The sequence below is a fragment of the Gracilibacillus phocaeensis genome (assembly GCF_900626275.1).
Taxonomy (GTDB): Bacteria; Bacillota; Bacilli; order Bacillales; family Amphibacillaceae; genus Gracilibacillus; species Gracilibacillus timonensis.
This window is the reverse complement of sequence record NZ_LR131143.1, coordinates 514,433-527,708: the sequence shown is the minus strand read 5'-3', so window position 1 is coordinate 527,708 and position 13,276 is coordinate 514,433. Positions and strand designations below refer to the sequence as shown.

Here is a 13,276-nt window from a genome sequence, read left to right as displayed (position 1 = left end):
TCTTTCCGTAAGAATGCATCTCGCGGACTGAGGAGAGCAAATCATGGAACAACGGGTGCGAAAATCTCACTAATCTAATCATCCCTGGAACGCTCTACTGCTGGAAATCCTAATTATTTGACAATAAGGACGGGACAATCCACTCTTTTCACTACTTTATGGCTGACGCTACCTAACACCATTTCCTGAAATGCATTAAGGCCGCGGCTGCCTATCACCAATAATTCATAATCTCCTTTATTGGTGTATTCCACAATGGTGGGACCGGGTTCGCCATGTAGGATTTTAATTTCATAAGATAAGTGATGCGCGTCCAATAGTTCTGTCGCGGGAAGGAGTGCTTTTCGTCTGGAAATTTCCAATTCTTCTTTCCCGCCACTGTGTAACACTTCATTCTTTGCTTTTGAAAATTCCGCTACAGATACCACTTCAATATGGCTGTCTTTTACCAAGGAAGCGATTTTAACGGTCTCTTCTGTCGCCCGTATCGAATGGTCCGATCCGTCAACTGCCAGGATAATCTGTTTATACATGGTAACACCTCTCCTTTTCCAATCATTATATAATGAAGATCACTATATGTGATGTGCTGCCAACTTATCAACCATCTTTTTACTGGAGGCATTTAGTCCTTCTATGGTAACCTCATTTTGATTTTCGCGAAATTTAAACACAACCTTATCAACGGCTCCTACAGCTGAATCATCCCAGACATGAGCATCCGTGAAATCAATGACAATGGCTGCATTTTTGACGCTATAATCAAAATCATTTAAAAAGCTATCGGTGGACGCAAAGAATAACTGCCCCTCTATACGATAGATTATATCATCATCCCTTTGCTGCTTCCTAATCTTTATTTTTGATATTTTAGCAACAAAGAAGATCGCACTTAATATAACCCCAGCTATCACTCCTTTGGATAAGTCATGTGTTGCAACGACAATAGCAACGGTAACCAGCATAACTACTGCATCGCTTTTGGGTGCATTTTTTAAATAGCTGAATGATGACCAGTCGAATGTTCCGATGGATACCATGATCATGATACCTACTAGAACAGGCATTGGTATCTGTACTACTAAACCACCTAGAACAATAATCAAAAAGATAAGAAACACACCAGCAACGAGTGTCGATAATCTTCCTCGTCCCCCTGATTTGACGTTTATGACAGATTGGCCAATCATGGCACAACCAGCCATTCCGCCAAAGAAGCCGGTTATAATATTTGCCATTCCTTGTCCTCTGGCTTCTTTGTTTTTATTGCTTTCTGTTCCTGTCATATCATCTACAATGGAGGATGTTAATAAAGATTCTAACAGCCCTACAATAGCCAAGGCTAATGAATAAGGGAAGATAATTTGTAATGTCTCCCAGTTAAGTGGTATGTTCGGTAATAAAAATTCCGGTAGTGTTCTCGTGATTTCACCTAAATCGCCGACTGTTCGTAAATCCATGTCTGAATAAATCGCGATGGTGGTTAATACGATAATTGCAATCAATGGTGCTGGAATCGACTTTAAAAATCTCGGAAGTGTATAAACAATAATCAGCGTTATCGCTACAAAAATATAGGTTGCATTGGAGATTCCTAAAAAATGTGGCACTTGAGCCATAAATATTAAGATCGCTAAGGCATTAACAAAACCAATCATCACGGCTCTTGGAATAAATTTCATCAGTTTGGCAATCTTGAAGACACCAAATAGTAGTTGTATAATTCCTGTTAAAATGGTTGCAGCCAATAAATAATGGAGACCATAATCTTTCACTAAGGGTGCCATCAATAATGCCATTGCTCCGGTTGCAGCTGAAATCATACCAGGACGGCCACCTACAAACGCGATAATAACAGCAATACAAAAGGATGCATATAACCCAACCATAGGGTCTACTCCCGCTATGATTGAGAAGGCAATTGCTTCTGGAATTAGTGCCAAGGCTACCACAATTCCAGCTAGAATATCCCCCCGAATATTGGAAAACCAATCTCTTTTTATTCTTTCCATCACTTTACTTCTACTCCTTTATATAGTTCCTTTTTAAAAGTCCGATGCGAAATGCAATAAACGTATCTTATCATCATTCGAACTAAAAGGGAACCATTTTGGGAAAACTTTTTCAAATAAATTATGATATAATAATAGGTAGATATTATAAAAACCAAAGGGAGAATAACATGTTGATAGGATATATGAGACCATATCAAAGTGATGTAAATTGCGAGGTCCAATTACAGCAACTAACCGAAAAACATTGTGAAAAGGTGTTTGTGGAGGAACATTCCTCTGCCAAAAAGAGAACGGAACTAGAGCATTTGATAAATAATCTTAAACAAGGTGACAAACTTATCGTAACCAAACTATACATACTAGCAGATTCAACGTTACACTTAGTAGAAGTGTTAGATGCGATTAAAAGGAAGGGCGCTTTTTTTCAATCATTGCAAGAGGAGATTGATACTAGCAGCCCTCATGGATATCCATTTCATGATATGGTTGAAACACTTGCTGCATTTCAGCGTGATGTCATTAGTGAAAATACCAAAAGGGGGTTATATAAAGCGAAACAAAAAGGTGTTACCACAGGACGACCAAGAAAACCCGATGAAAATGTCCAACAAGCGATCGTAATGTATGAAAGTAAACAATATACGCTTGCTGAAATAAAGGCGGAAACAGGCATTAGTAAATCGACCTTATATCGCTATTTAGAACAATGAGGATTAACTTCTTTCGGTTGCTTTGTGATAAAATAAACACGATAATAAAGAAAAGTAACTAGATCAGGAAGGTAGGAAGGCTTATGCTAGTGGCAGAACGACAACAACGCTTGTTAGAAATGGTTAATCAAAGAAAGAGCGTAAGGGTTACGGAATTGGCTAAGCATTTTTCGGTGACCGATGAAACAATTAGACGAGATTTGGAAAAACTGGAGAAAGAAAAGAAACTTGCTCGCAGTCATGGTGGAGCGGTTAGTATTACTCCAGCTCATCAAGAACCAGAACCTCCTGTGCAGGAGCGTGAAGTGATGTATGTAGAAGAAAAAAAAGAAATCGCTCAGGAAGCGGTCAAACATATTGTGGTAGCGGATAAGATATTATTAGACGCCAGTACAACGGCATGGTATGTCGCAAAAAACTTACCGAACCACTCGATTACTGTATTGACGAACTCATTAAATGTTGAACTGGAATTAAGCAGAAAGGACAAGGTGACCGTTATCTCTACAGGAGGTACATTGCTTGGTCGATCATTATCCTATGTCGGACCACTGACAGAACGGGCATTGGACCTTTTCCATGTGAATAAGGCATTTTTATCATGTAAAGGGCTCCATATGGAACGTGGTATCAGTGAATCCAATGAGCAACAGGCAAGGGTGAAGCAGAAAATGATGGAAATAGCAGATATGACGTATTTGCTGACAGATCATCACAAATTTCATCAACAGGCATTTGCTTATGTGGCACCACTGGAAAACATTGACCGTGTGATTACAGATCGTCAGGCGGCAGCGATAGATATGGAGCATCTGCAAGAAAAAGGGGTGGAAGTAATCAAGGCCATGCAATAAATAGGAGTTTGCTTGTGTTTTTTTGTGTAGTAGATAAAACAAACTACAAGCTGGGTTAACTAGTACTTATCACCTGTTCTTGTCCAGGATTCTTCCATCAATAGTAAATCATGCTATAATAGTAGACAACAAGACAGCAATGTGACATAGGAGGTTTTTTCATTGACGGGAGATAAGGATAAAAAGAAACAATCAGGGCTTCAGAAACTTTTTAAATCGTTTGCCCGCCCTGCAAATGATAAAGAATCAACAGAACAAGAAGCGCCTCCCAAAGACGAGCATGAGGAAGCGAAAGTGATAGATTTTGCCGCAGAGAAGGAGAAAAATCGCTCGAATGAAGGAGAGGTTTGGCTTCGCAAAGCTGCGGAAATGGGCGATACGGGATCAATGAATGAGTTAGCATATAGTTATTTGACTGGAAACGGCCTTCCAATCAATAAAGAAGAGGGCGAAAAATGGTTGCGTAGATCAGCGGAAGCCAATGATCTGTGGGCGATTGTTGATTTAGCTGTCCGTTTATTAGATGGGGAAGTGCTCGACAAGAATCCACAGGAAGGTTTGCACTGGCTAGAGATGGCAGTGCAAAGAAATGATGCCATCGCAGTGCGGATTCTGGGTTATCGCTTAGTAACAGGAATGGGCATGGAACAAGATGCAGCAGAAGGGGAACGTTTCCTGCGTCAAGCAGCTGAAGAACTTGGAGAGTTAGTAGCGATGCGTTGTCTGGGGATTTTTCTTATCAAAGGAGAATATCTGGAGAAAAATGTGGAAGACGGTGAGTATTGGCTGAAAAAAGCAGCAGATGCCGGTGAAAAAGTAGCGATGCGCGAATGGGGAAAATATTTGGTTCGAGGATTGAATTAGGGTGAAGCCTAGGTATATTAAACAACCTGATATTCTGTATTAATATCAGGTTGTTTAGTATCTATTTTATTACTCTATTGTTAATCAAGTGGAGGCATACTTGAAACATATCTCTATTTGGACGTAAAAAAGAATTACGGCTGCTTATGCTAATAGAGGGGGATGATTATTTCTATAAGAAGTCTCCGTTTACTACAGCACACAAAATATTGAAACGTTTAAATTTGTGATGTAAAATAAGTTTATTATAGGATTATCATGATCGAGAATGAAGAAAACCTTTAATGAAGGCAGTCTTACTTCCTTCATTAAAAATTATTATGAAAGCGATTTCTTATTGTTTTAAAAAAATTTTATTCGCAGTATACGAGGTGTTTGCCAGCTTATATAAAAATATTATCAACCTGATGCGCTAGTCTGTAAGCATCGTTCTATGGAATGAACACCTCCAATGATTAAGCGGATGGTAAGATATATTCATAAATATTAACCTCAAAAAAACAGTTAAATTGGTGATGAAAATGATACCACAGTTTGTAGACAAAGCATGGAGAACAAGTAAAGATATGATCACTCCTGTTAAGGTGTTAGGTAAGTTATTATGGATATCAAGTCCATGGCTACTTATATTCTTCGGGATGGTAAAATTATTGAGCGCTTTTGTACCAGTGTTCCAATTAGTTGTTATAAAATATTTGATTGATGGAATGGTCCAATTTCAAGAAACAACTAATAACCAAATTTATATGTGGATTGGCATATTTGTATTACTTATGCTTGTCGATTCTATGACTAGTTCTTTGGGGGGAATGGTGCAAACAATCACTAGCCGAGAAATCAAAAACATTAATCAATATAGAATTATTAGAAGCAATCGATAAGGAAGCGACACTGAAATTCTATGAATACCCCTCTTACCGAAGTAGTTTAGAAACATTAAGAGATAGTACGGGATGGTTACCGCTACAATTAATTAATTTTACAGCCAATTCTCTTTCCCGTTTGATATCAGTTATCGGTATTTTTGTTGTCATAGCTAATCTTTCTATCATACTGGCATTAGCAATAACCATTAGTTATATCCCTTTTATTTATAAATATAATCAGTTTAAGCAGTTAGATTGGGATGAACAATACCAACTGTCACCGCTTAGAAGGCGAATCAATTATTTTAAACAACTAGTTCTTTCAGTTACAACCGTCAAAGAGGTAAAGTTGTTTCAGAATGGGGAATACTTTGAACAACAGTACCTTACTGCTTTTCGAGAGTTATTTCAGAAGGTGTATCATATACAAAAACAGGGTGCTATATCGACTGCCATGACGGGACTTCTTGCTGCAATCCTAACAGGTGGAGGTTATCTTTGGATTGTCTATCAAGCTGGGATAGGGACGCTATCTGCGGGGGATATTGCCTTATTTCTGACGGGTGTTTTTCAATTGTCACACTACCTAAGAGAAACATCGATAGAGAGCGTATTGGCTTTCGATGTGTGGAGAATGGGGAGCGATTTCACGAAATTTATCTCAGATCCGGTGAGCGGGGAGGCTCCTTATGCTGCCTCAACAAAAATAGAAGAAGAACCGATGGCCATTGATTTTGAGCAAGTTTCCTTTTCCTATCCTACCTATGAAAAAAGCATTATTGAAAATATTAGCTTTTCGATTAAGCCTGGAGAGAAGATAGCAATCGTAGGAGAGAATGGCTCAGGGAAGACCACTTTAGTCAAATTAATTTGTGGTTTTTACCGACCAACGAACGGAACCGTTAAGTTAAATGGAGAAGAGATGCAGTTAACGAAAGAAGAAAGAGATAATATATCAGTGGTTTTTCAAGACTTTGGAAAGTATGCTTTTGATATCAAAACCAATGTAGCCCTTGGCTATGATGGAGAAAATCCGGACAACGAAAAGGTAGAAAAAGCAATTACATTTGCTGGATTACAGCAAGACATGAAACAGCTGCCTAAAGGGCTTGATACACTGCTAGGGAGAGAATGGGATGGGGTGGAGCTATCTGGTGGGCAATGGCAAAAGCTGGCGATAAGCAGATCCCATTATAAACCATCTGGAATTTTAATTTTAGACGAACCTACTGCTTCTTTGGATATTCTTTCAGAGTATGGCATATATAGTCGTTTTTCTGAGTATACCCATAACAAAACGACAATTATTATCTCCCATCGCTTTAGTACAGTAAAAATGGCAGATCGAATACTTGTATTAAAGCATGGAAAAATTATTGAATCAGGAAGCCATATAGAATTGCTAAATCACAATGGAGAATATGCACACATGTATCAGTTACAGGCTTCTCTATTTAGAAATCAAAAGGAATGAGCAAAATGAAGCATACCTGGAAAAAAGCCTATAACATAAAATATATCATCAGCGGTCTCACGTTATTGTGGAAAGCAGATAAGAAAAGGTTTCTCCTGGTTTTCTTTATTAGTTTATGTGAAGCACTGATGGCGCCTGCACTATTGGTCATTAGTAAGGTAATTATAGATGAATTAACCTTATCCGGTCAAAATGCCACAAATGATTTATTTTATATCTTGATGGTGGCGATCCTGTTTGTTTTTTTAAACCTATTAATTGAAACGTTTAAGCCGCTCTTGGAGATGCAGACTAAGTTGTTGACTGCTAATTTCACTGGATATATAGATCAATTATTAATGCAAAAAGCAAATGAATTGACTACCATTGAACCATTTGAGCAGTCGCGTTTTCATTCCCAATTGAAGGTGTTTAGAAATCATGCTAGTTCTACTTCTTTGTGGATGGACTTGATTATTCAAATATTTAGCTCTGTCATTTCCATTATCACCATTAGTCTTTTGATATGGAATATTATCCCTTGGATACCTGCAGTATTAGTTATTATTAGCCTCCCTAAGTTATTTATAGAAGCGAAATTAAATAATGTTCTTTATGAGGGGAGGGAAGAGGTGCAGGAGAAAAGGAGAAAGGCAGAGTATCTAATGGATCAACCATTAAACCCTAGCCTTGCTCATGAAATGAAATTATTCCATTTAACACCCTTTTTTCAAAGGAGATACTACAAAGCTTCTCATAATTTAATTCGTTTATTGGCGACCGATCAGAAAAAATGGGCAAATCACCGCCTGATTTGGGGAATCGCAGAAGCAGCTGTCATTGGCTTATTATTACTATTTTTACTGTATAGGAGCGTTGATACCAACGAGATAACGCCAGGAGATGTTGCCTTATTCATCACTGCCTTATTTCATTTGAACGGTGGTATCAATAATATGTTTGGTGTATTTGCTATTGGCGTAAGAGAATTGCTGCAGATGAAACAGCTTATTTTATTTCTTCAACATCAAGCGGATCATAGTAAACTCTCAAAACAGCCAACAACAGATTCATGGAAGGAAGGGTTTGAGATAAAAAATCTGCAATTCTCCTATAATCAGGCGTTACAAGTACTCGATATTAAAAATATGAAAATTCCTAAAGGAAAGATTACTGCCTTGGTAGGAGAAAATGGAGCAGGGAAGACGTCACTGGTTCATTTGTTATGTAAATTTTATAAGCCTGATCACGGAGCCATTTTTTTAAACGGAGTCAAACTGGAAGACTATGATACCGTAGAATTAAGAAAAAAATTCACTGCTGTGTTTCAAAATTTTAATCGATATGAATTATCACTAAAAGAAAATATTGTATTAGGTAATACGGATTTTGCAGATGATCAAGTGATCCAAGAGGCAATCAAAGCTAGTGGGGCAGATAGTATTGTCCAACATTTTAATGGTGATATAGATACTCCGCTTGGGAAATTGTTTGGCGGTCAAGAAATATCACAAGGTCAATGGCAAAGGATTGCCCTTGCTAGAGCATTCACAAGGCTAAAGCAAGCAGAAATTGTTATTTTGGATGAACCGACTTCCGCATTAGATGCGAAAATGGAGCGAGAGATATACACGAAGATGGAAAAACTTGCGGTAGGAAAAACCGTGATATTAATATCTCATCGTCTGACAACGGTTAGTATGGCAGATAATATTATATTTTTAGAGAAAGGGAGAGTAGTTGAACAAGGAACCCACCTAGATTTGCTAAAACTAGGTGGGAAGTATGCAGAGGTATTTCATTTACAGTCAAGTAGCTATCAAGAGGAGTAAGTTCTACTGTGCCGTCGTTTCCGCTTCTTTTTCAGCCCATTGCTCCTGTTTCATCGCCACGCGTTTAAAGGCCTGATAACAGGTGCTCATAATAATCAAGGCGACGGCACTGCCCGAAAAGAAGACCAATGTCGCCGGGAAACGAAACATAATAAAAATGGCGGCGGCAGATCCAACTAGTAGAGCGATATTATGAAGCGGGTGAATCAACATAATCAGAAAGGCATTCTTCCACATCTGCAGGAATTTCAAATCATAATGCACATAGGTTGGAATCACATAGATCATAATTAAGGCTAAGGCAATCATCGCAACATATAAAGGAATCTTAATCGTATTAAAGAAACTGCCTGCATCTACATTTAGTAGAAACGATGTGTTGACAAAGAAGACAAATCCAATCGCATAGAAAATCAAACCTAATAGATTTCCTTTAAGAAATTCCTTTTTATAGGTTTTCCAAAAGGTGGAAAATACCGGGATATCGGTATTGCCCATAATCCATTGCCTCGTCAGGGAAAACATAGCAATAGTAGCCGGAAATAGTCCAAAAATGATCAAGCCTAATAAGGTGAAGCCGATCCAAAGCATATTAATATAAGCCAGTCTGGTTATCCATTCTGTCAGTCCAAATAATTTATTTCGCATGATTTTCTCTCCTAGATAACAGTTTATATATTTATTTTAGCACACTTACGCTTATATTAAAACGCTATCATATGTGGAATCAAAAAATCGGACAGAAACTAACCGATCTTTTATTACTAATCAAAAGAAGATGCTTACTACCGATAAGATGGATTATGTAAAGACATTCGAGTTGTTATGTTGAGAGAAAAGGTGTGCATAACAACGCTCCAGTCAAACCCTTCGTTTTTACTCGCGGGGCATAAGTACAACCATCGATTCAGGCAAAAGACGCCTTCATCGTGTTTCCTATCCTCTGGCACGGCTTCAGCTAACTCTACACTTCTAGCAAGAAATAGCATGATGGTGCTCTGACACGAAAGTCCGTTTTTATGCTTGATTTTTGCTGAAGCTAAGTAAAAAACCTCCTTTCATCATAGACTGTCTCGTCGCAAGAATGATTTGATAAGTTAGCTTTTTTCTTATGGTAGGAGGAACACATTTATGCATACTCCAGTACTTTCAATTAAAAAATCACACAGTGGGAATATTTTTTAGAACCTAGCACTCTTCATCCTTGCAGTAATAACCATTGTTGTACTACTCCCAGCGGAGGAAATAGGTGTAGACTCCTATGGGACAGGACGAGCTGAAGATCCACTAAAAAGTGCTCTTCTTTTTAGTTAGCTGAAGCCGGCCCCATGGTATAGGAAACACGGCGAGAGTGATCTTTGCTCGAGTCGCTTGTTGACTTATGCCCCGTGGGTGAAAGCGGAATCTATTTCCGCAGCGCCTATTAGCACAAACAAACAATCAACTTTACTACATGGACCGCTAATTTACATCATCCATCTTATCGACACCCTGGTTTAAAACCTTCTCCTATTTTATTACTCAGAATTCAATCTTTTCCTATCATATAACAAAAAAACACCTGGTGACCTCACCAAGTGTTTCCTTCATTATCCCTTGACCGATCCCATCATCCCAGCAACAAAGTGACGTTGCATAAGGAAAAAGATAAGCGCTGTCGGCAAAGTGGCAATTACAATCGCTGTCATAATCACACCATAGTCAGGTGTGTAGCCAGAGCCTAGGTTGGAAATCAATAACGGAATCGTTTGCTTATTCGGTGATTGTAAGACAACCAACGGCCATAAATAATTATTCCAGCTGTTCATAAAGGCAATAATTGCTGCTGCCGCATACGTGGTTTTCATCGTTGGTACATAAATGCGGAAGAAGATACCGAGTTCTCCTAAACCATCGATTCGCCCGGCTTCCACTAATTCCTTGGCAAACATTTTTGTATTCTGTCTGAAAAGAAAGATGAAAAAGGCCGTAATGATCGTTGGCAATAGCGCCGCTGCCAAGGTATCAAGTCCGATAAGCGGTGCATGGTCAGAGACTTGACCAAACAAACGATACAGTGGAATCATAATCGCCGCAAAAGGAATCATCATCGACAAAAGCAAGAAATTAAATACCATGTCTTTTCCTTTACTGCGATAAATTTCAAAACCATATCCAGCTAGTGAGCCAATTAATAGCGTAAGAAAGGTAGTGATAACGGCAATAATCAAGGAATTCCACAACGCAGTACCAATATTCACTGTCTCAAACAATTTCTGAATATTATCCAGAAAATGCGTACCAGGTAGTAATCTCCCCTGCGTAACATCGACCGATAGATTTGTAGTGCTGACGATCATCCAAAGAAACGGGAAAATACTGATAAATGATGCCATACTAAGAAATGCATAGGTGAGAATCCTTTTTGTTTTTTTCAATCTCGATCACCTGCCACTCTGAATTGAATAATAGATAAGATAACCACCAAAAATACAATCACATAAGAAACGGTAGCTGCATACCCGAAGTCTGGTGTATACTCAAACGATAGGTTATAAATGTACATCGATATGGATAATGTAGCATTACCAGGACCGCCGCTTGTGATATTCATAACCTCGTCAAACAACTGCAGGGTCCCAATCGTTGAAATAATCGATGTGAACAAGATAATCGGTTTTAATAACGGGATCGTGATGAAGAAGAATTGCTGCAGTGCAGAAGCACCGTCAATTCGGGCAGCTTCGTACATCGCCTTATCCACATTCTGCAAGGCCGACAAATAAAAAATCATATTATAACCCGTCCAGCGCCAGGTGATCGCAATGATAATCGTGATTTTCGCCAATGTTGGGTCATTCAGCCATTGCAACGGCTGATCGATAAGGTTCATATTTAATAAAAATCGATTCGCGAGCCCATCGGTAGTAAATAAATATTTAAAGACAACGGCATAAGCAACCAAAGAGGTTACGGCCGGTAAAAAGATTGCTGTCCGGAAAAAGCCTCTAAATTTCAGTGTAGGATCATTCAGCAACACTGAAAAGAAAAGGGCAAGTAAAATCATGACCGGTACCTGTACTAGCAGATAGATAAAAGTATTGGTTAAAGCAGCAATAAAAGTAGGGTCATTAAACAACCGAATGTAATTATCCAGTCCTACAAATTCCAGGTTTGCTCCCATGCCAGATTGTAAGGAAAGGATCAAGGCCTGCACCATTGGATAAAAGTAGAATATACCTATCCCTAATACGGATAATAGAATAAACGCCCATCCGATTTGGTTAACCTTGCGCCGCCGGGATTTGATCTTGGTTGGATGATTGATCGAATCCAATGTAAGCACCTCCTTGAAAAAGCGGATTCCCAAATAGAACACGCACTATAAGGGAACCCAATCTATTATTTGAACTGATTTTCCGCTTGTGTCTGTGCATCAGACAGCACAGCGTCAACATCTTTTCCATTTAGCATTTGTTGAAATTGTTCAATTAATATATCGGATAAGCCGTAAGTGTTTAATCCATAATTAACGGCAGGCACCTCTTCCATCCATCCTGATAGCTCCGAAATGAGTTGTTGATTACCGAAAAATTCATTTTCAAACTGATAGCCTTCACTTTCTGCAGCGGGGATATAAGTTCCTAATGCCCCTACCTCTTGTACTAGTGCTTCATAGAATTCCGTGTTCGATCCGAAAGTTTCTGCCAAGAATTCTGCGGCTGCTTCTTTTCCATCGATATTTAATACATAAAAGGAACTGCCGCCATTGTTAGTCGCGTTCACCGATCCTTCTATTTCCAGACGAGGAATAGGTGCCATTCGCCATTGTCCAGATTGTGATTCTTCTGCCTCAATACTAGGAACAATCCAGTTACCAGTAGGAACGGACGCTGCTTCTCCACTGTTAAAGGAAGCAAGAAAACCGCTCCAGTCATTATGCAAATCAACGACATCCTGATCGATTAATTGGTATAATACATTTAAACTTTCCTTAAGTGCTTCATTATTTTCTAAATTAATCTCGCCTTCTTCCGTGGTAAACCAACTGCCAGCGGATTGAATCATCATACGAATAATACCAAAGTCACTTGGATCAAAGGAAAAAATCGGGTGTCCAGTTTCTTCTCTGACGGTTTTGCCAATTTCAATAAATTCCTCCCAAGTAATATCCACCAGATCTTCATGACTGTAGCCTGCCTCTTCTAGATAGTCGGCACGGTAAAAGAGTCCTGTTACCCCGGTATCGAAAGGTAGTCCATATTGTTCGCCGTCTAAACTAGTTGGTGGAATCTTATACTCGGCAAAATCTTCTGTATCAAAGTAATCACCAAGCGGGTAAAAGGCATCCGGATAAGATTGTAAAAAGCTTTGAGCACGCTGGTCTTCAATCAGGACAATGTTAGGCATACCATTCATTGTGCCCGAACTTAATCCCGTATTTAAGCGTTGTACAATATCATCTTGGGCATTTTCTTGGATCTCTAACTCGAATCCTTCCTTGTCGTAGTGCTCATTAGCTAGGTTTAAGGCAGCGATATTAAAATTGGGATCCCACGCCCAAGCAACAATGCTGTCGGATCCTTCGTTTTCATTTCCTTCTGTCTCGTCATCACCGCCAGAGCATGCCGCCAGTAGTAATACCATCAAACTAGCAATAAGTGTCGTCCAAAGTAGCTTTTTTCTCATGTTTTCCACCCCTT

Annotated in this window: 12 protein-coding genes; 6 read left to right on the top strand and 6 right to left on the bottom strand. The window is 39.0% G+C overall.

What is annotated here, in order from left to right; all coding sequences use genetic code 11:
* Positions 1-113 precede the first annotated feature (113 nt).
* Complete coding sequence (locus E0E32_RS06965) at positions 114-533, bottom strand: universal stress protein (protein ID WP_066188415.1); 420 nt, start codon at positions 531-533, stop codon at positions 114-116.
* A 42-nt stretch (positions 534-575) separates the two neighbouring features.
* On the bottom strand, positions 576-2,012 hold the full coding sequence (locus E0E32_RS06960; protein WP_066189035.1) for a SulP family inorganic anion transporter: 1,437 nt from the start codon (positions 2,010-2,012) through the stop codon (positions 576-578).
* A 170-nt stretch (positions 2,013-2,182) separates the two neighbouring features.
* On the opposite strand from E0E32_RS06960, the gene E0E32_RS06955 reads away from it, so the two are divergent.
* The 6 genes from E0E32_RS06955 to E0E32_RS06930 all read left to right on the top strand — a co-directional run bounded on the left by E0E32_RS06955 (position 2,183) and on the right by E0E32_RS06930 (position 8,594).
* A complete protein-coding gene (locus tag E0E32_RS06955; protein WP_130859367.1) occupies positions 2,183-2,725 on the top strand; it encodes a recombinase family protein in 543 nt (180 codons plus the stop codon).
* An 83-nt stretch (positions 2,726-2,808) separates the two neighbouring features.
* The gene (locus tag E0E32_RS06950; RefSeq protein ID WP_130859366.1) at positions 2,809-3,579 is read left to right on the top strand and encodes a DeoR/GlpR family DNA-binding transcription regulator; all 771 of its coding nucleotides are present in this window, start codon (positions 2,809-2,811) and stop codon (positions 3,577-3,579) included.
* A gap of 162 nt (positions 3,580-3,741) precedes the next feature.
* A complete protein-coding gene (locus E0E32_RS06945; RefSeq protein ID WP_066188409.1) occupies positions 3,742-4,443 on the top strand; it encodes a tetratricopeptide repeat protein in 702 nt (233 codons plus the stop codon).
* Positions 4,444-4,958: 515 nt separating this feature from the next.
* Complete coding sequence (locus E0E32_RS06940) at positions 4,959-5,324, top strand: ABC transporter ATP-binding protein (RefSeq protein ID WP_165444979.1); 366 nt, start codon at positions 4,959-4,961, stop codon at positions 5,322-5,324.
* A gap of 121 nt (positions 5,325-5,445) precedes the next feature.
* Entirely contained in the window at positions 5,446-6,783 is a 1,338-nt protein-coding gene (locus E0E32_RS06935) for an ABC transporter ATP-binding protein (RefSeq protein WP_130859364.1), read from the top strand.
* A gap of 5 nt (positions 6,784-6,788) precedes the next feature.
* Positions 6,789-8,594 carry an ABC transporter ATP-binding protein gene (locus E0E32_RS06930; protein WP_165444978.1) on the top strand — a complete coding sequence of 602 codons (1,806 nt, stop codon included), beginning with the start codon at positions 6,789-6,791 and terminating at the stop codon, positions 8,592-8,594.
* 3 nt (positions 8,595-8,597) lie between these two features.
* Here the strand turns inward: E0E32_RS06930 and E0E32_RS06925 are convergent, their stop codons facing one another.
* The 4 genes from E0E32_RS06925 to E0E32_RS06910 form a co-directional block, all read right to left on the bottom strand.
* Positions 8,598-9,242 carry a YesL family protein gene (locus E0E32_RS06925; protein WP_130859362.1) on the bottom strand — a complete coding sequence of 215 codons (645 nt, stop codon included), beginning with the start codon at positions 9,240-9,242 and terminating at the stop codon, positions 8,598-8,600.
* Between the two features lie 941 nt (positions 9,243-10,183).
* Positions 10,184-10,969 carry a carbohydrate ABC transporter permease gene (locus E0E32_RS06920; RefSeq protein ID WP_078059972.1) on the bottom strand — a complete coding sequence of 262 codons (786 nt, stop codon included), beginning with the start codon at positions 10,967-10,969 and terminating at the stop codon, positions 10,184-10,186.
* A 38-nt stretch (positions 10,970-11,007) separates the two neighbouring features.
* Positions 11,008-11,910 (bottom strand): carbohydrate ABC transporter permease, encoded by a 903-nt coding sequence (locus E0E32_RS06915; protein WP_066188399.1) that lies wholly within the window; start codon positions 11,908-11,910, stop codon positions 11,008-11,010.
* Positions 11,911-11,975: 65 nt separating this feature from the next.
* Positions 11,976-13,262: an ABC transporter substrate-binding protein gene (locus tag E0E32_RS06910; protein ID WP_130859361.1), complete on the bottom strand. Its 1,287-nt coding sequence runs from the start codon at positions 13,260-13,262 to the stop codon at positions 11,976-11,978.
* Positions 13,263-13,276 lie beyond the last annotated feature (14 nt).